The organism is Domibacillus epiphyticus (genome assembly GCF_001975785.1).
Taxonomy (GTDB): domain Bacteria; phylum Bacillota; class Bacilli; order Bacillales; family Domibacillaceae; genus Domibacillus; species Domibacillus epiphyticus.
The window spans coordinates 59,226-78,697 of record NZ_MSFI01000005.1 but is presented as its reverse complement, the minus strand read 5'-3'; the positions used below and the strand labels follow the sequence as shown (position 1 = coordinate 78,697).

Below are 19,472 nucleotides of genomic sequence, written 5' to 3'. Positions count from 1 at the left end.
TTGATTTTTAAAAACCACCCTGCTACAATGAGTCTGTAAGCAGGGGAAAATTTTTTTCGACCGGGTGGGACACTTAAATTTTTTAGTGGGACTAAATAGAACCCGAGTAACCGAAGAGGGGCGCCGGATATGAAACCGATCCTAAATATTCAACAGCAGCTCGTACCGGACCTGCTTGATGTAATGCAAAAACGCTATCGGCTTTTGCAAGCGGTCAGGATTGCCGGGACAGCTGGCAGAAGAACATTAGCGCAGTCGCTTAGCATGACGGAACGCGTTGTGAGAAGCGAAGCGGAGTTTTTGAAAGAACGCGGTCTGCTTGATTTTAGCGCAGCAGGCATGAAGTTGACTGAAACGGGTATGGATGTGGTGAGAGAACTGGAAGAATTGATGCTTGAGTTGAAAGGGATCGATTCAATGAGTGAAGAATTAAAATCTCGCTACAACTTATCAGAAGTCGTCATCATACCGGGTAACTGCGACGATTCTGCTTTCGTAAAAAAAGCAATTGGGGAAGCTTGTGCTAGCCGTATAAAAACCTATCTGAGTGGAAAGACTATCATCGCTGTAACAGGTGGGTCGACAATGGCAGATACAGCACGGACGATGAAACCTGATTTTGCGGATGGAAAGCAAGTGTTGTTTGTGCCAGCACGGGGCGGAATTGGTGATGATGTCCGCAATGAAGCGAATACCGTTGCGGCATTAATGGCACAAAATACAAATGGTTCACACCGTGTCTTGTATGCACCTGAACGGATCAGCCCGGATGTGCGGGAGTCACTTCTACAAGAGCCGGCAATTAAAGAAGCTGTCAGTATGATTCAATCAGCTGATATCGTGCTTCACGGTGTCGGTGATGCAATTGCTATGGCGAAACGGCGTAAAACACCGGAAGCTGAACTTTCTGTGCTAGAAGAGAATGAAGCAGTGGCCGAAGCGTTTGGCTACTATTTCAACAAAGAGGGCGATGTGATTCATACATTATCAACCATCGGCTTAAAACTTGGCGATTTGCAACATGCAAAAGTCGTCATCGCTGCAGCAGGCGGCGCATCAAAAGGAAAAGCAATTCGCTCGTATTTGAATGGATCACCGAAACTCGACATTCTCGTTACAGATGAAGCAGCCGCACGTGAACTTCTACAGCAAACTTAACTAAACTCACACCCGGCAGTCATTTTGGCTGACGGTTTGATAAACAATTTTGAGGAGGAATTACTCATGACAGTAAAAATTGGTATTAATGGATTTGGACGTATCGGACGTAATGTATTCCGTGCAGCGCTTAAAAACCCGGAAGTTGATGTAGTAGCAATCAACGACCTTACAGATGCAAACATGCTGGCACACCTTTTAAAATACGATACAGTTCACGGCACACTAGATGCAGATGTAACCGTTGAAGGCGACACAATCGTTGTAAACGGAGAGCGCGTGAAAGTAACAGCTGAACGCGACCCTGCTCAAATTCCTTGGGCAGCAAACGGTGCGGAAGTAGTGGTTGAATCAACTGGCCGTTTTACAAAACGTGCAGACGCTGCGAAACACCTTGAAGGCGGTGCGAAAAAAGTCATCATCTCTGCGCCGGCATCTGATGAAGATATTACAGTTGTTATGGGTGTTAATGAAGACAAATACGATGCAGCAAACCACCAGGTTATTTCAAATGCATCTTGTACAACAAACTGCTTGGCTCCATTTGCAAAAGTATTGAACGAAAAATTCGGCATTGTGCGCGGCATGATGACAACTGTTCACTCTTATACAAATGATCAGCAAATTCTTGACCTGCCACACTCTGACTACCGTCGTGCGCGTGCAGCAGCAGAAAACATGATTCCAACTTCGACAGGTGCAGCGAAAGCCGTTTCTCTTGTACTTCCTGAATTGAAAGGCAAATTAAACGGTATGGCGATGCGTGTTCCAACGCCAAACGTTTCTATTGTTGACCTTGTAGCAGAATTGAAGCAGGATGTAACAGCTGAAGAAGTAAACGAAGCGTTAAAAGCAGCAGCTGAAGGCGATCTTAAAGGCATTCTTGAGTACAATGAGCTTCCGCTTGTATCATCTGACTATAACGGCAGCACAGCATCTTCAACAATCGATGGCCTTTCTACAATGGTAATGGAAGGCAACATGGTGAAAGTTCTTTCTTGGTACGATAATGAGAACGGCTACTCAAACCGTGTTGTTGACCTTGTACAATACATCGCGAAAAAAGGTCTTTAATTAAAAAAACAGTTTTTCAATCTTTCGTTTGGAAAACAACCGTTCACCATCTATAATGGAAAGGTGAAACAGGGGGCGGGATACAATCCCTGCTCCCTTTTTTTGTCTGTCAATCATGATAGGGGAGGTCTTCTTAATGAACAAGAAAACGATTAAAGATCTGGACTTGAAAGGAAAGCGTGTTTTTTGCCGCGTTGATTTCAATGTCCCGATGAAGGATGGCAAAGTAACGGATGATACACGCATCCGCGCAGCGCTTCCGACAATTCAATACTTGTCTGAGCAAGGCGCAAAAGTTATTTTGGCTAGCCATCTTGGCCGTCCGAAAGGTCAAGTAAATGAGGATATGCGCTTGACAGCTGCGGGCAAACGTTTAGAAGAACTGCTTGGCCAGCCGGTTGCAAAAACAGATGAAGCGTATGGGGACAGTGTAAAAGAAGCAATTTCAAAAATGAGTGAAGGCGGCGTTCTTCTTCTTGAAAATGTTCGTTTTTACCCTGGCGAAGAGAAAAACGATGAAGAACTTGCAAAAGAGTTTGCATCACTTGCAGATGTGTATGTTAACGATGCATTTGGTGCGGCTCACCGTGCTCATGCTTCAACAGAAGGCATCGCAAAATTCCTCCCATCTGCATCCGGCTTTTTAATGCAAAAAGAATTGGATGTACTCGGAAAAGCATTATCAGATCCAGATCGTCCTTTCACGGCCATTATTGGCGGTGCAAAAGTAAAAGATAAAATTGGTGTAATTGATCATTTGCTTGATAAAGTTGACAACTTAATCATTGGGGGCGGTCTTGCGTATACGTTTGTCAAAGCGCTCGGACATGAAGTCGGAAAATCACTTCTTGAAGAGGATAAAATCGACCTTGCAAAACAGTTTATGAAAAAAGCAGAAGATAAAGGCGTCAATTTCTTAATGCCGGTTGATGTAACAGTTGCTGATGATTTTGGTGAGCATGCAAACACAAAAATTGTACCAATTGAGGAAATTCCGGCTGACTGGGAAGCACTTGATATTGGTCCGAAAACCGTTGAGATATACGCAGAAACAATTAAAAATTCAAAACTTGTTATTTGGAATGGTCCGATGGGCGTATTTGAACTTGATAAGTTTGCAAAAGGAACAAAAGGTGTCGCTCAGGCCTTGGCAGACTCAGATGCATACTCTGTCATCGGCGGCGGCGACTCGGCAGCAGCTGTCGAAAAATTCGATCTTGCAGAAAAAATGAGTCACATTTCAACAGGCGGCGGCGCCAGCCTTGAATTTATGGAAGGAAAAGATCTTCCTGGCGTAGTGGCACTAGACGATAAGTAATTCATTGATTTGAAGGGAGAAGTATTCATGCGTAAACCTATTATTGCAGGAAACTGGAAAATGCATAAAACACTCGGCGAAGCACTGGATTTCGCAAACGACGTAAAAGGAAAGGTACCGTCGTCTGCATCAGTTGACAGTGTAATCGGTGCGCCAGCGTTATTTCTTGGACAGCTTGTTGAAGCGGTTAAGGGAACAGACGTGAAGATCAGCGCGCAAAATGCTCATTATGAAGATAACGGTGCATTTACAGGAGAAATCAGCCCGAAAGCACTTTCGGACATTGGTGTTTCTTACGTTATTATCGGTCATTCAGAGCGCCGTGAAATGTTCAATGAAACAGATGAGGCTGTAAATAAAAAAGCAAAAGCGGCTTTTTCACACGGGTTAGTTCCGATCGTCTGCTGCGGTGAAACACTTGAACAGCGTGAAGCAGGGGAAACAAATGATTTTGTGGCGGGTCAAATTAAGGCCGCCTTGGAAGGTTTAACAGAAGACCAAGTGTGTGATACTGTAATTGCCTACGAGCCGATCTGGGCGATTGGAACTGGCAAATCTTCTTCTGCGAAAGATGCAAATGAAGTATGTGCACACATTCGTGAAACCGTCCGTGGTCTTTATTCAGACAAAGCAGCAGATTCAGTCCGTATTCAATACGGCGGGAGTGTGAAACCGGAAAACATTTCTGAGTACATGGCAGAGCAGGATATTGACGGTGCTCTTGTTGGCGGAGCGAGCCTGGATGCTTCTTCTTACCTGGCTTTATTGGAGGCTGTTAACAATGGCTAAAGGACCAGTCGCGCTCATTATTCTCGACGGGTTCGCCTGCCGGGAAGAAACGAGTGGAAATGCGGTCGCTCAGGCTAAAAAGCCTAATTTTGATCGTTACTGGAATCAGTTTCCACATGCGCAGTTAACAGCAAGTGGCGAGGCGGTCGGTCTTCCAGAGGGGCAAATGGGTAACTCGGAAGTCGGTCATATGAACATCGGTGCAGGCCGCGTTGTGTATCAAAGTTTAACGCGTATTAACATTGCGATTCGCGAAGGTGAATTCTTTGAGAATGAGCAGTTTTTAAAAGCCGCTGCACACGCAAAAGAACATGGTACGGCTCTTCATTTATTCGGATTACTATCAGACGGTGGCGTACATAGTCACATTGAACATTTGAAAGCATTGCTTGAATTTGCAAAACGCCAAGGGCTTGAAAAAGTATATGTCCATGCCTTTTTAGACGGCCGTGATGTTGGACCGAAAACAGCCAAAACTTATATTGAAGATGTTCAGGCGAAAATGGATGAACTCGGTGTCGGCCGTTTTGCGACAATTTCTGGACGTTATTACGCGATGGACCGGGATAACCGCTGGGATCGCGTTGAAAAAGCGTACCGTGCGATTGCCCATAACGAAGCACCGATTTTTGAAGATCCGATTGAAGCGCTTGAAGCTTCTTATGCGGCGGGTGTGGTAGACGAATTTTTCGTACCGACGGTTATTGCAGATGAAAATCGCAAGACAGTGGCAAAAGTGAAAGACAACGATGCCGTTATTTTCTTTAATTTCCGTCCAGACCGAGCGATTCAGCTTTCTAATGTATTTACAAATGAAACATTTCAAGGCTTTGACCGAGGAAACCACCCGAAAGATTTGTTCTTCGTTTGTATGACACCATACAGTGAAACAGTAAAAGGCGTCATTGCTTACAACAAAACGGATTTGTCGAATACAGTTGGAGAGGTTCTATCAAAAAATAACCTTCGTCAGCTTCGGATTGCCGAAACGGAAAAATATCCACATGTTACGTTCTTTATGAGCGGAGGACGTGAAGATGAGTTTCCAGGTGAGACACGCATTTTGATTAATTCGCCTAAAGTGGCAACGTATGATTTGAAACCGGAAATGAGTGCATATGAAGTGACGGACGCGTTGCTTGATGAAATTAATGGGGACAAACAAGATGCGATTATTTTGAACTTTGCCAATCCAGACATGGTTGGACACTCTGGATTGTTGGAACCGACAATAAAAGCGGTCGAAACAGTTGATGAATGTCTCGGTCGGGTGGTAGACTTAATCTTGTCAAAAGGCGGAACAGCCATTATCACAGCTGATCACGGAAATGCGGATGAAGTAATTACCGTTGAAGGAGATCCGATGACAGCACATACTACAAATCCGGTGCCGGTTATCGTCACAAAAGAAGGCCTAACATTGCGCAACGGAGGCATTTTAGGTGACTTAGCACCGACAATGCTTGATCTTTTAGGTGTTGAACAACCGGTTGAAATGACCGGCAAAACATTAATTGAAAATTAAGGGAGAGAAAACTATGCCAGTAATTACAGACGTTTATGCACGCGAAGTACTCGATTCACGCGGTAATCCAACAATCGAAGTAGAAGTATACACTGAATCAGGCGCATTCGGACGTGCGCTCGTACCATCCGGTGCATCAACTGGTGAATACGAAGCAGTTGAATTGCGTGATGGCGACAAAGGCCGTTACCTAGGTAAAGGTGTAGAGCAGGCAGTTAAAAACGTAAACGAGATTATTGCAGCTGAAATCGTGGGCAGCTATGTTGTAACAGATCAAATCGGCATTGATAAAGCAATGATTGAGCTCGACGGTACAGAAAATAAAGGCAAACTTGGTGCTAACGCAATCCTTGGCGTTTCAATGGCCGTTGCACACGCTGCAGCTGATTACCATGGTGTTTATTTGTATGAGTACCTGGGCGGCGTTAACGGCAAGCAGCTTCCGGTTCCAATGATGAACATCGTAAACGGCGGTGAGCATGCGGATAACAACGTTGACATTCAAGAATTCATGATCATGCCTGTTGGCGCTCCATCATTTAAAGAAGCACTCCGCATGGGCGCAGAAATTTTCCATAACCTCAAAGCGGTTCTTCATGATAAAGGCTTGAACACAGCAGTTGGTGATGAAGGTGGTTTCGCGCCGAACCTTGGTTCGAACGAAGAAGCTCTTCAAACTATTATTGAAGCAATCGAACGTGCCGGCTACAAACCAGGCGAAGAAGTAAAACTCGCAATGGATGCGGCATCTTCTGAATTCTACAATAAAGAAGACGGCAAATATCATCTTTCTGGTGAAGGTGTTGTAAAAACATCAGCTGAAATGGTGGACTGGTACGAAGAAATGGCCAACAAATATCCAATCGTTTCAATTGAAGACGGCTTGGATGAAAACGACTGGGAAGGCCATAAATTGTTGACAGAGCGCCTTGGCGACCGTGTTCAGCTTGTTGGGGATGACCTTTTCGTTACAAATACGAAAAAGCTTTCTGAAGGTATTAAAAACGGCGTAGGCAACTCCATTTTGATCAAAGTGAACCAAATTGGTACTTTGACAGAAACATTCGATGCAATCGAAATGGCAAAACGTGCCGGCTACACAGCCGTTATCTCTCACCGTTCTGGTGAAACAGAAGATGCAACGATTGCGGACATCGCCGTCGCAACAAATGCAGGACAAATTAAAACAGGTGCTCCGTCACGTACGGACCGCGTAGCGAAATATAATCAGCTTCTTCGCATCGAAGACAACCTTGCTGAGCTTGCTGAGTATCTTGGAAACGAGACATTTTACAACTTGAAAAAGTAAGGATTAAAAAACACTCGGCAGCTGCCGGGTGTTTTTCTATTTTAAACAATGATAATTTTGATCGGAAGCCTGGGGACGTATAATTTTTGAATAACAAGCTGACGAAACGGCAGAAAGCACCGACAATATTATTGAGGCAGCAGAAGAACAATTCGCTTCAATGATGCAAATCGAAAGCTCGGCAGAATCATTGTGAATATTGGCCGAAAGTCCTCACCATTCGATTTGTAAGTTCAAAATGAGCTGACATTTCCAATAAACGACCGATATGTTATAATGGGTTTATCTATATGTTCGTCTTAATGGAGGTAACTATATGCATACATTGCTTTTAGTGTTGCTGATTATCGTTTCGATTGCATTAATCGCAGTCGTGCTGCTGCAGTCAGGGAAAAGCGCAGGTTTGTCCGGTGCCATCTCCGGCGGTGCAGAGCAGTTATTTGGCAAGCAGAAGGCGCGCGGAATTGACCTTGTTCTTCACCGTCTGACTGTTGTCTTGTCCGTGCTGTTTTTCGTTTTAACAATAGCGCTCTCTTATTTTGGATTGTAATAAAAAGGCGATTCGGCTGAATCGCCTTTTTTGCGCTTTAGATCTATACGATTCGGGTATAATGGGGTTGCGACAGGATGATGCGTTCTTAGCCTTTGAACCTTATGAAAGGAAACAATCAAAATGAAACTTACATTGCCAAAACCATTTACTTTTGAAGCAGGAGAACGTGCTGTCCTTTTGCTGCACGGATTTACCGGAAACTCTTCTGACGTGCGCATGATCGGCCGCTTTCTTGAGAAAAATGGATATACATCACACGCTCCTCATTATAAAGGACATGCCGTGCCACCGGAAGAATTGGTAAAAACGGGTCCGGAAGACTGGTGGCAGGATGTCTTGAACGGGTATAATCATCTCCTTGATCTTGGCTACAAGGAGATTGCTGTGTGCGGGTTATCGCTCGGCGGTGTTTTCGGGCTTAAACTCGGTTATACTAAACCTGTAAAGGGTATTATTCCAATGTGCGCGCCGATGTCAATGAAAGATGAAATAACGATGTATAACGGCGTTGTCGAATATGCCCGGGGATTTAAAAAATTTGAAGGGAAATCAGCGGACATCATTGAAAAAGAAATAGAGGCATTTAAACAGACACCGATGAACACATTGAATGCGTTACGCAGCTTGGTTCAAGACGTTAGAGATCATATCGATCACATTTATGCACCAACGTTTGTTGTGCAGGCACGCCTGGACAAAATGATTGATACAAAAAGTGCAAATGTCATTTATGATGGTGTAGAAACAGATGAGAAGCAATTAAAATGGTACGAACAGTCAGGTCATGTCATTACGCTCGATAAAGAAAAAGAGCAGCTTCATGAAGATATTCTCAGCTTTCTTGAACGTCTTGACTGGACCGTTTAAACCGAAACGGAGGGGTCTCCCGAATGGATCAGCACATACATGAATATGTCGACCGTTTGTTGACATATATGAAAGAAGAATCATACAAGCCGCTTACAGTGCAGGAGTTGGAGGAAGTACTCGGCATTAATGGATCAGACGGATTTCGCGATTTTGTAAAGTCGCTTGTCTATATGGAAGAGCGGGGGCTTGTCGTCAGAACAAGAGCGAACCGATACGGTTTGCCGGAAAAAATGAACCTTGTGCGCGGGAAAATATCCGGTCATGCAAAAGGGTTTGCGTTTTTAATTCCTGATGAACAGGGGATGGATGATGTATTTATCCCTCCTCATGAAACAAGCGGTGCCTTAAATGGCGACACGGCTCTTGTGCGCGTTACAAAAGAAGACCAGAGCGGATCGCGCCGTGAAGGGACGGTCGTCCGCATTTTAGAGCGCGGCAAGACGGACATTGTCGGTACGTTTATTGACAACAAAAGCTTTGGCTTTGTGGAAACAGATGATAAAAAATTCACCGCTGATATTTTTATTCCGAAAGAAAAAACAGCTGGTGCGATTGACGGCCACAAAGTTGTGGTCAAGATTACACGCTGGCCGGAAGGAAGACAAGCAGCAGAAGGGGAAGTCATCGAAATTATCGGACATAAAAACGACCCCGGGGTTGATATTATGTCGATTATTTATAAACATGGACTCCCGCAAGAATTCCCTGATGATGTACTGGAGCAGGCAAATGCGGTTCCGGAGCAGATCGATGTGAAAGATTTAAAAGGCCGCCGCGATCTTCGTGACGAGGTCATTGTCACCATTGATGGAGCCGATGCGAAAGACCTTGATGATGCAGTAACTGTCACAAAGCTTAACAATGGAAACTATAAGCTCGGTGTTCACATTGCTGATGTCAGTCATTATGTGACGGAAAATTCTCCTATTGACCAGGAAGCATACGAACGCGGGACGAGTGTTTATCTTGTTGACCGGGTAATCCCGATGATTCCGCATCGACTGTCAAACGGGATCTGTTCGTTGAATCCGAAAGTCGATCGTCTAACGTTGTCCTGTGAAATGGAGATTAATCAAGCAGGGGAAGTGGTCAGCCACGAAATCTTTGACAGTGTAATCCGGACGACAGAGCGGATGACATATTCAGATGTCAATTCAATTTTAGTTGATAAAGATGAAGAACTGCGCGCGAAATATGAGCCGCTCGTTCCTTTATTTGAACGGATGGAAGAGCTTGCGGAAATTTTACGTCAAAAACGGACGGACCGTGGTGCGATTGATTTTGATTTCAAAGAAGCGAAAGTGCTTGTAGACGATGACGGTTATCCGATTGATGTCGTGCTTCGCGAGCGTTCTGTCGGTGAAAAACTGATTGAAGAATTTATGCTGGCGGCAAATGAAACGGTAGCCGAGCATTTTCATTGGATGGACGTTCCGTTTATTTACCGTATTCATGAAGATCCGAAAGAAGATAAACTGCAGCGTTTCTTCGAATTTTTAACGAACTTTGGATTGAATGTAAAAGGAACAGCGAATTCAGTTCACCCGCGTGCGCTTCAGGAAATCATTGAAGGGGTAAAAGATACGCCAGAAGAAACGGTTATTTCAACAGTTATGCTTCGTTCAATGCAGCAGGCAAAGTATAATGCGAACAGTCTTGGCCATTTTGGTCTGGCAACAGAATTTTACACGCACTTTACGTCACCGATCCGCCGCTATCCGGATTTGATTGTTCATCGTCTGATTCGCACCTATTTAATTGAAGGCGATTTGTCAAAGCCGACACAAGAAAAGTGGGATGCCAGACTTCCTGAAATTGCCGATCACACGTCAAGTATGGAACGGCGGGCAGTTGATGCAGAACGAGATACAGATGAGTTGAAGAAAGCGGAGTACATGCTTGATAAAATTGGCGAAGAATACGATGGTGTGATTAGCTCTGTCACGAATTTCGGCATGTTTGTTGCGCTTGATAATACAATTGAAGGGCTTGTCCACGTTTCTTATATGACCGATGATTATTACCGTTACGACGAGCGGCATTTTGCCATGATCGGTGAAAGAACCGGGAATGTTTTCCGCATTGGCGACGAAATTACCGTGCGCGTCCGTGACGTGAATAAAGAAGAACAATCAGTTGACTTTGAAATTGTCGGAATGAAAAAACAGCGCCAGCGACCGAAACGGGATGAGGATGCCCGTTCGAAAAAGATGCGCGGAAGAAGAGAAAAATCTGGAATAATAGAAAAGAAACCGGCACGAAAGCCAGCCCGTCCAGATATGAAAGAGAGCGGAAGCGAGTGGACAACGCAGCCGCAGGGCAAAAAGAAGAAAAAGCGAAAATTTTATGAAGGAATTGCGAAGAAAAAGAAACGCAAGTAAGAAAGTGGGGAGACGAATTGCCAAAAGGAGAGGGGAAAGTGATCGCGCAAAATAAAAAAGCGCGCCACGACTATTTTATCGAAGAAACATATGAGGCAGGCATGGTGCTTCTGGGAACGGAAATTAAAGCAATCCGCGCGGGACGGGTGAATTTAAAAGATTCATTCGCCCGTATACGGAACGGGGAAGTATTTGTCCATAATATGCATATCAGCCCTTATGAGCAGGGAAACATCCATAACCACGATCCGATCCGGACACGGAAGCTTCTTTTGCATCGGAAGCAGATTAATACGCTGATTGGCGAAACGAAAGAAGCAGGCTACTCGCTTGTCCCGCTGAAAATTTATTTGAAAGACGGCTATGCGAAAATGCTGATTGGCCTTGCAAAAGGGAAAAAGAAATTTGACAAGCGTGAAGATTTGAAGCAGAAAGAAGCCAAGCGGGATATTGAACGGGCATTTCGCGACCGCCAAAAAGGGTGAAATTGGATGTTTGCTCACGTATAAAAATGTGGTATAATCATCTATGTCACTAAAAAGCAGACTGATCTGCTATTTCTTTTAATCCGGGGACGTTACGGATTCGACAGGGATAGTTCGAGCCTGGGCTGCGGGTCAGAGGGTCGGCTCTGTCAAAACGCACTTGCCTATAATAACTGGCAAACAACAAACACAACTACAAGCTGCCTAATTTAGGCTAGCCTGTGCTCCTTCCGCTGTTGTCCGTGCAGTCGGATCAGGGGCCCACTCTAAGCGGACTACGCCGGATTCCTCCGCCTGGGGATGAAGGAAGAGACTAATCAGGCTGGCTGATCCAGAGGCCTGCCGTCCGGCAAATGGATTTGCGAGACGATAAATAGCACGGCTACACCCGTAGACGCTCAGGTGCCGTTATCTTTGGACGCGGGTTCGACTCCCGCCGTCTCCACCATACATAAAAAAATGGTGGAACTATATAAATAAAAAAGCAAAAGCTGTCCTCCTAAATTGTGGACAGCTTTTGCTTTTTTATTTGGGATCATGATTATTTTGTAAAACGGTTTCTCCCGTCTTGTTTGTCATCTTTACTTCTGAATTATACGCCGCCCGGCAAATAAGATGCCCCGCAACAGGAGCGGTTAAAAATAAGAAGACGATGCCGAGGACAAGACGGATGCTGATATAGTGTCCTGAGGACCAGAAATAAATGAATACGCCGGTTAATGTTAATAAAACAGCGAGTGTTGAGCTCTTTGTTCCGGCGTGAGAACGAGTATAAACATCCGGTAAACTGACGATGCCAATCGCGCTGATAATGGCCGTAATACTTCCGAGCAGTACCATGAAAGCCGCGATCAATTCAACGATTTCTTTTTCGGTCAATGATGACACCCCTCTCAATGTATTTCGAGAAGGCGATAGTGCTGATAAAAGCTAGAATGGCAATAATGAGTATCACTTCCAAATAAGCTTTTGTGTGCAAAACGACACTCAGCACAGCCGCGATGGAAATAAGATTAACGCCGATGACATCGAACGCGACAACGCGGTCTGGCAGCGTAGGTCCTTTCAAAACGCGGTAAAGCGATAGTGCAATGGCAATACTAAACAGAACAATGGCGGTTACAAATATGAGGTTGGTCACGGACGGGTCACCTCCAAAATAATTTTTTCATACATGCGAATTGATTTTAATACCGCTGGCTTTGTTTTTTTCATGTCCATGGCATGAATATAAAAAATGTTTCCTTCTGGTGAAATGCGCAGAACCACAGATCCAGGGGTCAACATAAGAAGGAGGGCAAGCGCCGTCACTTCCCAGTCGCTTTTTAGTTTTGTTTCGTGCGAGAAAATTCCCGGCTCAAATTTGGTGCTTGGAAGCAAGATTTGTTTCATGATCAAAATGCTGGATGTCAGAAGCTCGTAGTTAAAAATCCAAAGCAGCTTGAGCATAGAGAAGGCGCGCTTCAAATAAAATGGTGTTCCGAAAAAACGGTGCATGAGAAAGATGATGACGATCCCGATTAAAAAACCAGACACGAAAGTTGGAACTTCGAACGTATCTTCATCCTTCAAGAAGACCCAGAGCAAGGCGATTAGCAAATTTAATAGAAACTGTACCGGCATCTTCCTCCACCTCCTGTACACAAGATCCGATTATTCATCTTTCAGCGCCCCTTCAATATAAATTTCCGGGTTCATTAACACATGTGCAGCTTCGGCTACAAAAGGTGAAACCACTCCCATACCCAGTCCCAATCCTACGGTGAGTAACGCTAAAATAAGACAGGGAGCTATCATTCCTTTCGGTAAGATCACCCGGTTTTTTTGTGAAATAGATGTCTCTCCCCAAAACATATTTAAAAAGATGCGAAGTAAAGAATACAAAACGAATAGGCTCGATAAAAAGGCTGCAGCAACTATCACATATTCACCAGCTTCCAGTGCCCCTTGTCCTATTAAAAGCTTGCCGGCAAACCCACTGAACGGAGGGATGCCGCCTAGTGAAAGAGTGGTGATAAGAAATAGCCAGCCAAGCAATGGATAGCTGGTAATTAAACCGCTGGCCTGATCCAATTTTGTCTTGCCTGTTACATATATGACTGTTCCGATAATAAGGAATAACAGGCCTTTCACGAGAATATCATGCATCAAATAATAGATGGATCCTTGAATAGCCGCTTCATTATTGGCTGCCAATCCTACTAGGATAAAGCCGATGGCGATGATCACATTGTATGCTGCTATTTTTCTCAGATCCGTATAAGCAATTGCCCCAATGCTTCCTCCGGCCATCGTAATGATCGCCATCAAGCCGATGATCGTATGCGTGATAGAGGGCTCGTGGTAAAACAATAATGTAAAGACACGAAAGAGTGCATAAACGCCTACTTTTGTTAGCAAGGCCGCAAATAAAGCGGAGACCGCAGTTGGCAATGCACTGTAAGAACCAGGAAGCCAGAAATAAAGCACCAATCCAGCCTTTAAGGAAAAGACGACTAAAAATAAAATGCTGATCGTTGTCAGGAGGGGAGGCTGTCCAGCTTCCGCGATCCGTTGGGAGAGGTGAGCCATATTTAATGTACCAAGCGAACCGTACAAATACGCAATGCCCAACAAGAAAAACCAGGAAGACAATATGTTGATTAAAATATATTTGATCCCTTCGGTAAGCTGTCGTTTTTCTCCTCCAAGTGTCATTAACACGTAAGAAGCGAGCAGCATTACTTCAAAACAAACAAATAAGTTGAATAAGTCCCCTGTTAAAAATGAACCGTTTACGCCTGCAACAAGCAATAATAAAAATGGGTATAAAAAGAATTTCTCTCTTTTTTCATCTTTGGCAAAGGCGGCATATAATAAGCAAAGGATTGAAACGAGCGAGGAGGATGTCACCAGCAGCATCGCAAAGGCATCTGCGACAAATGTGATGCCAAAAGGCGGTGCCCATTCTCCAAAATTAAGGCGCAAAATAGTCTGATCCATCACTTGAAATAATATCCAAAGGCTGATGGCAAAGACGGCGATCATTGTCAGTATGCTTCCCCACCGCTGAATAGCCGGCTTCGAACGGAAGAAAAGCAATATTACGCCGGCAATGATCGGAAGGACCATAGGAAATACTAAAATATTATTCATCTTCTTCTGTCCCTTTCATTTCAAGCAAATTATCTGTTCCTGTGGTTTGATAAGTTCTGTATACAAGAACGAGGAAAAAGGCGGTCACCGCAAAACTAATGACGATAGCGGTTAAAATCAATGCTTGTGGCAGCGCATCGGTATATGTTTCAACAGTATCTCCTAATATAGGGACACTCCCGATTTTCAACCCCCCCATTGTCATCAGCAACAAATGGACGGCATGAGATAAAATGGCGGTGCCCAAAACAACCCGAATCATATTTTTTGAAAGGAGAAGGTAAGTGGCAACAGATACGAGCACACCGGCTAGAAGAATAATCATCGTTTCCATATTATACATCCTCACTAATACTAATGATAATGGTTACAACAACACCAACCACGCCTAATGCGATCCCCGACTCGAACAATACGACAGTTGCAAGCTCTGTTTTCCCGAAAATGGGAAGATCGAAATAAGCAAAGGTCTGGCTGAGAAAAGCACTGTCAAAGAGAAGCGCCCCCATTCCGGTGAATATGGCGATCAGCACCCCTGTCGCCGCAACCATTTTGTAATCGAGCGGAATCCCGGCGTTAACCGTTTCAACGTCAAACGCTAAATAAAGGAGAACAAAAGCAGATGATAAAGTAAGGCCTCCGATAAATCCACCACCCGGGTTATGGTGACCGGCTAAGAATAAATAAACACCAAATGTTAGTATAATGAATACCGCGACTTTGGACACCGTTTGTAAGATAACATCATTCTCTCTCAATATCATCCCCTCCTTTAGGCTCTTTTAATTTAATAAGGGTGTAGACGCCGACGCCAGCAATAAAGAGGACAACGACTTCGAGCATCGTATCAAAAGCACGGAAGTCCCCTAAAATGGAGTTGACGATATTTCGCCCTCCTGCGAGCTTATAGGAATCTTCAAAGTAACTCGATATGGATTCAAACATTTTATTGCCTTGGACAGAGAGGGCAAGTAAAACGGTCAATGCACCAGTTCCAATCGAAACGACCATTTTAGGAAAGCGGACTTTCAAGGATCGTTCCTCTTTTGACCACTCAGGTAAATGATAGAAGCAAAGGAGGAATAAAACAGTTGTGACCGTTTCGACTACTAGCTGTGTCAGCGCTAAGTCAGGTGCTCTAAACAATACAAAGAAAATAGCAATTGAGTAACCTAGCACACCATTTAACAAAGTAGCGGTCATTCGAGACTTCGTGAAAAGAATGCTAATTGCTGCGGTCGCCATAATGACAATAATGATTCCTTCGTACACACTGACGGGGGCATCGTTGGAAGTATCAATTACGATACTGCCCGTCAGCCATAGCGTTCCACCAACGACGAGCAAAAGGAAACCATAAATATAATAAAGATAATTTGTTAAGAAACCTGTCATATAACGATCTGTTGCTCGTTTCGATCCACTTTCGCCCCTGGCTAACATCCACTGGTATCCGCGGTCAATACTTCTTTTTTCAGGAAAGAAGTCATAAACAACATTCCAGTATCGATAAGTTCTTAACAAAAACGCGCCCAGTAGGACAACTCCGGCTGTCATAAATAACTCTAAGTTAAATCCATGCCAGGGAGAGATCTTCGGAATTAGCCCGTCCATGTTCTGATAAGCTGGCAATATGCTGTTCATTGCAGGCGATAGCAAATAATCACTTAATCGGTTCGGTACAAAAAACAAAAGTATGACGAGCATACATAAAATAATGGGTGAGATTAGCATCCCAACAGGCGCCTCGTGCGGGTCTTTCTCCAGTTTTTCACGGCGATAAGGACCGAGAAATGTCCGGAAAACCACAATCATTGAATAAGTGAAGGTAAAAATGCTTCCTATCCAGGCGATAATTGGAAATAAGAGTCCCCAGGTGTCCATCGAGAAAATGGTCATTTCATTCGCGTTTAATACAGCAGTAAAGAACATTTCCTTACTCAAAAAACCATTAAATGGCGGAAGTCCAGCCATCGAAAAGCTGCTAATCACCGTAAGCGTGAACGTGATCGGCATCAAGGAAATTAACCCGCCGAGCTTTCTGATATCCCTTGTGCCAACTTCATGGTCCACAATTCCGACAACCATGAACAGGGCGCCTTTAAATGTGGAGTGATTTACAAGGTGAAAGAGTGCGGCAAAGATTGCTTTTGTATAGATAACGGACTCCGCAGAAGCTCCTCCCTGCAGCGCTGCAGATCCGAGACCGAACAGGGACATGATTAAACCTAACTGGCTGATGGTTGAGTATGCGAGCAGTGCTTTTAAGTCTTTTTGTCTAACAGCGGAGAATGAACCCCAGAACATGGTAAAAATCCCTACACCACTCACGAGCCAGAACCATGTCGCTTCTCCTCCGAAAACCGGAGTAAAGCGGGCTACTAAAAACAAACCGGCCTTCACCATTGTGGCAGAGTGCAAGTACGCACTAACCGGTGTCGGTGCTTCCATTGCATCCGGCAGCCATATGTGAAATGGGAATTGTGCAGATTTTGTAAATGCCCCGAGTAAAATTAATACTAAGGCAGGAACGAATAATTCGTGTTCCTGAATGGAATCACGCATGGCGATGATTTCCTGCACGCTGTTTGTCCCGGTCATAACTTGGAGCATAATAAACCCGACAAGCATTGAAATTCCACCGCCGACGGTAATCAAAAATGATTTTTGGGCACCATAACGTGATTTTTTCCGGCGGAACCAAAAGGCAATTAATAAGAAAGAAGAGATGCTTGTTAATTCCCAAAATAGGTAAAGCACCATTAAGTTATCGGATAACACGACGCCAAGCATCGCTCCCATGAATAGAAGCAAGTAGGCATAGAAATGGGAAAGTGATTCTCGCTCCTTCGATAAGTAAAAGATTGAATAAAGAACGACTAGGCTTCCAATCCCTGTTATTAACAGGGTGAAAATGAGACTGAGACCGTCTAAATAAACGGAAAAATAAAGATCTAATGCACGGATCCAGGCAACAGAGCCTGTGAATGTTTCGCCAGCAGAAATTGATGAAACTTTTGAAACGAAAAAACTAAATAATACAATTGGAATCGGGAGAGCTGCCCAGCCAAGATGCAATTTAGGAAATTGCCGTCCAATGACAGGAATGAGAAAAGCGGCTAAAATAGGGATAAGAAGCAAGATATGAATAGAAGTCAAATCGAGTCCCTCCTAACTGATTTTTTTGTAATAACTTTATATATAAAACGAATACTTGTAAGGCTTGTCGAATAAGGGGAATATAATAAAAAAGAACAAAAAAATAAATTAGGGGTTGAAATATCCTTAAGTCCCCTATATTCTTACACTCGGGATAATAAAAATATCTATAATGTATTTGTTTCCATTTATAGATCGAAGTACAATAAAGCAAATTAAAAAAAATTTCAAAACATGTAAATAGAGGTGGGACAGCTTTGAAAAAATTGAGAGCCCGTATGGATGAAAGCATATTAGTCTGTGCGTATTATGGTCCAAATGGCGAGCGGTTGATTAAACGCGGCTGCAAAATTGCCAATATGCTTGATTGCCCGCTATATATTCTAACTGTTGATTCACTTCCTCAAGAGGAACTAAGCGCGGATAAAGCCGCTTATATTGATCAGTGGAAACTCCTTGCGGAAGAGCTCGGTGCTGAGGAGTTGATTATCCGTGATAACGAAAAGAGACCGGCTGTTAAGGTCATTGCGGAAGTTGCCCGTGAATTAAATATCACACAAATTATTTTGGGACAGTCTCCTCAAAGTCGATGGGAGGAGATTAAAAAAGGATCTTTTGTCAATATGCTGCTCCGTGAAATCTCTTTTGTCGATTTCCACGTAGTGTCCATCGACCGCTCTGTTGAAGACGATGACAACCTCTTCGAGAATGGAACGAGAGCTTATTTAATTAAAGATGATAAAGGACACCGTATTAGTTTTACTTATTCCGACGAAGTCATTCATGAAGGAATCTTTTACAAAGAAACCGGAACCGATTTTAATAATGGCGTATTCAAGTTTATGAAAGATAATAAAACGTGTCAGCTTCATGTAACAGATGATAAGATCACGGAACCTACTTCCATCCACTCTTCTATAAAAGAAGAGAACCTATAAAATGAAATAAACGCGATAACATTTTGCAGAGTCTTAAGAATTTTTCTTAAGGCTCTTTTTAATTTTCTGTCAGCTGATTTTTATAGATTTACATCTATTTTCTGTTTTGTCTCATCCATTCCGATATATCGAAACGTTTCCGATGGGGAAGCGTGATGAAATCTTTCTTGAATCAGTGAAATAGCGACTCCTTTTATATAAGCGTGGTAGCCGAAAGTTTTTCTTAAAGTATGGGTGCCAATTTGATCACGAATTCCGGCTTTTCTAGCTGCTTCATTGATAACGCGATAAGCCTGCTGACGCGAAATAGGCGACTCGCTTTTTGGCGATTTAAAAAGATAACTGTCAACAGGAGGAGTAGAATGATTCAAGTGTAACTGTAAAGCTGCTTTCACCTGGTCGTTAAGGTAAACACATTGATTGTCAATTTGAAGAAAAGAGTGTATCTCTCCATTTTCATCGACTAATTGATTAATTTTTAAGGATAAAAGAGTGCTGATTTTAAGTCCTGTGTTAATGCCCAATACAAACAAGACGAAATCCCGGCTTGATTGTTTTTTTAATATTTCCTTAATTAATTGTATTTTTTCGATGTTTTTTATCGGATTTACATATTCCATTTTCTTCTCCCCTTATGTTACATAATACTAGCGTAACATGTATTTATGTAACATTCAAATGATAAGGCTGAAAAAAATACGATGCAGGGAATAGGTAGATGAGGAAGGTTTTTGGGAATAATACTACTAGCGCTGGACGAATCCAGATGATTCCGTAT

19 protein-coding genes and 1 other RNA gene are annotated in these 19,472 nt (G+C 43.5%); 12 read left to right on the top strand and 8 right to left on the bottom strand.

Annotation, left to right across the window (positions count from 1 at the left end):
* The first annotated feature begins 129 nt into the window (after positions 1-129).
* The 11 genes from BTO28_RS03005 (at position 130) to ssrA (ending at position 11,910) form a co-directional block, all read left to right on the top strand.
* On the top strand, positions 130-1,158 hold the full coding sequence (locus BTO28_RS03005) for a sugar-binding transcriptional regulator (RefSeq protein ID WP_076763909.1): 1,029 nt from the start codon (positions 130-132) through the stop codon (positions 1,156-1,158).
* A gap of 66 nt (positions 1,159-1,224) precedes the next feature.
* Positions 1,225-2,232 (top strand): type I glyceraldehyde-3-phosphate dehydrogenase, encoded by a 1,008-nt coding sequence (gap, locus tag BTO28_RS03000; RefSeq protein ID WP_076763908.1) that lies wholly within the window; start codon positions 1,225-1,227, stop codon positions 2,230-2,232.
* Positions 2,233-2,368: 136 nt separating this feature from the next.
* A complete protein-coding gene (locus BTO28_RS02995; RefSeq protein ID WP_076763906.1) occupies positions 2,369-3,550 on the top strand; it encodes a phosphoglycerate kinase in 1,182 nt (393 codons plus the stop codon).
* A 27-nt stretch (positions 3,551-3,577) separates the two neighbouring features.
* Positions 3,578-4,339 carry a triose-phosphate isomerase gene (gene tpiA / locus BTO28_RS02990; RefSeq protein ID WP_076763904.1) on the top strand — a complete coding sequence of 254 codons (762 nt, stop codon included), beginning with the start codon at positions 3,578-3,580 and terminating at the stop codon, positions 4,337-4,339.
* Positions 4,332-5,864 carry a 2,3-bisphosphoglycerate-independent phosphoglycerate mutase gene (gene gpmI, locus BTO28_RS02985; RefSeq protein ID WP_076763902.1) on the top strand — a complete coding sequence of 511 codons (1,533 nt, stop codon included), beginning with the start codon at positions 4,332-4,334 and terminating at the stop codon, positions 5,862-5,864. The genes tpiA and gpmI overlap by 8 nt, the downstream gene beginning before the upstream one ends.
* Positions 5,865-5,877: 13 nt before the next feature.
* Positions 5,878-7,173, top strand: a complete 1,296-nt coding sequence (gene eno, locus BTO28_RS02980) for a phosphopyruvate hydratase (RefSeq protein ID WP_076763900.1) — start codon at positions 5,878-5,880, stop codon at positions 7,171-7,173.
* Between the two features lie 316 nt (positions 7,174-7,489).
* Positions 7,490-7,723: a preprotein translocase subunit SecG gene (gene secG / locus BTO28_RS02975; RefSeq protein ID WP_076763898.1), complete on the top strand. Its 234-nt coding sequence runs from the start codon at positions 7,490-7,492 to the stop codon at positions 7,721-7,723.
* Between the two features lie 123 nt (positions 7,724-7,846).
* Entirely contained in the window at positions 7,847-8,593 is a 747-nt protein-coding gene (locus BTO28_RS02970) for an alpha/beta hydrolase (RefSeq protein WP_076763896.1), read from the top strand.
* 23 nt (positions 8,594-8,616) lie between these two features.
* Positions 8,617-10,977 carry a ribonuclease R gene (gene rnr / locus BTO28_RS02965; protein WP_076763894.1) on the top strand — a complete coding sequence of 787 codons (2,361 nt, stop codon included), beginning with the start codon at positions 8,617-8,619 and terminating at the stop codon, positions 10,975-10,977.
* 17 nt (positions 10,978-10,994) lie between these two features.
* Positions 10,995-11,462: an SsrA-binding protein SmpB gene (smpB, locus tag BTO28_RS02960; RefSeq protein ID WP_076763892.1), complete on the top strand. Its 468-nt coding sequence runs from the start codon at positions 10,995-10,997 to the stop codon at positions 11,460-11,462.
* An 85-nt stretch (positions 11,463-11,547) separates the two neighbouring features.
* Positions 11,548-11,910, top strand: a transfer-messenger RNA (tmRNA) gene (gene ssrA / locus BTO28_RS02955).
* Between the two features lie 77 nt (positions 11,911-11,987).
* Here ssrA and BTO28_RS02950 read toward each other — a convergent pair.
* From BTO28_RS02950 to BTO28_RS02920, 7 genes are read right to left on the bottom strand one after another with little or no spacing between them, the layout of a single operon-like run.
* Complete coding sequence (locus BTO28_RS02950) at positions 11,988-12,341, bottom strand: Na+/H+ antiporter subunit G (protein ID WP_076763890.1); 354 nt, start codon at positions 12,339-12,341, stop codon at positions 11,988-11,990.
* On the bottom strand, positions 12,319-12,603 hold the full coding sequence (locus tag BTO28_RS02945) for a Na(+)/H(+) antiporter subunit F1 (RefSeq protein ID WP_076763888.1): 285 nt from the start codon (positions 12,601-12,603) through the stop codon (positions 12,319-12,321). The genes BTO28_RS02950 and BTO28_RS02945 overlap by 23 nt, the downstream gene beginning before the upstream one ends.
* Positions 12,600-13,085, bottom strand: a complete 486-nt coding sequence (locus BTO28_RS02940; RefSeq protein ID WP_076763886.1) for a Na+/H+ antiporter subunit E — start codon at positions 13,083-13,085, stop codon at positions 12,600-12,602. Before BTO28_RS02940 ends, BTO28_RS02945 begins: the two co-directional genes overlap by 4 nt.
* A gap of 30 nt (positions 13,086-13,115) precedes the next feature.
* Entirely contained in the window at positions 13,116-14,597 is a 1,482-nt protein-coding gene (locus BTO28_RS02935; protein WP_076763884.1) for a Na+/H+ antiporter subunit D, read from the bottom strand.
* Positions 14,590-14,931, bottom strand: coding sequence for a Na(+)/H(+) antiporter subunit C (locus tag BTO28_RS02930; protein WP_076763882.1), 342 nt, complete (start codon positions 14,929-14,931; stop codon positions 14,590-14,592). The genes BTO28_RS02935 and BTO28_RS02930 overlap by 8 nt, the downstream gene beginning before the upstream one ends.
* A 1-nt stretch (position 14,932) precedes the next feature.
* Entirely contained in the window at positions 14,933-15,355 is a 423-nt protein-coding gene (locus tag BTO28_RS02925) for a Na(+)/H(+) antiporter subunit B (protein WP_083711276.1), read from the bottom strand.
* Complete coding sequence (locus tag BTO28_RS02920) at positions 15,342-17,756, bottom strand: Na+/H+ antiporter subunit A (protein WP_076763878.1); 2,415 nt, start codon at positions 17,754-17,756, stop codon at positions 15,342-15,344. The genes BTO28_RS02925 and BTO28_RS02920 overlap by 14 nt, the downstream gene beginning before the upstream one ends.
* 257 nt (positions 17,757-18,013) lie before the next feature.
* Between BTO28_RS02920 and BTO28_RS02915 the strand changes: the two genes are divergently transcribed.
* Positions 18,014-18,694: a universal stress protein gene (locus BTO28_RS02915; RefSeq protein ID WP_076763877.1), complete on the top strand. Its 681-nt coding sequence runs from the start codon at positions 18,014-18,016 to the stop codon at positions 18,692-18,694.
* An 80-nt stretch (positions 18,695-18,774) separates the two neighbouring features.
* Here the strand turns inward: BTO28_RS02915 and BTO28_RS02910 are convergent, their stop codons facing one another.
* The gene (locus BTO28_RS02910; RefSeq protein ID WP_076763875.1) at positions 18,775-19,314 is read right to left on the bottom strand and encodes a tyrosine-type recombinase/integrase; all 540 of its coding nucleotides are present in this window, start codon (positions 19,312-19,314) and stop codon (positions 18,775-18,777) included.
* Between the last annotated feature and the right edge of the window lie 158 nt (positions 19,315-19,472).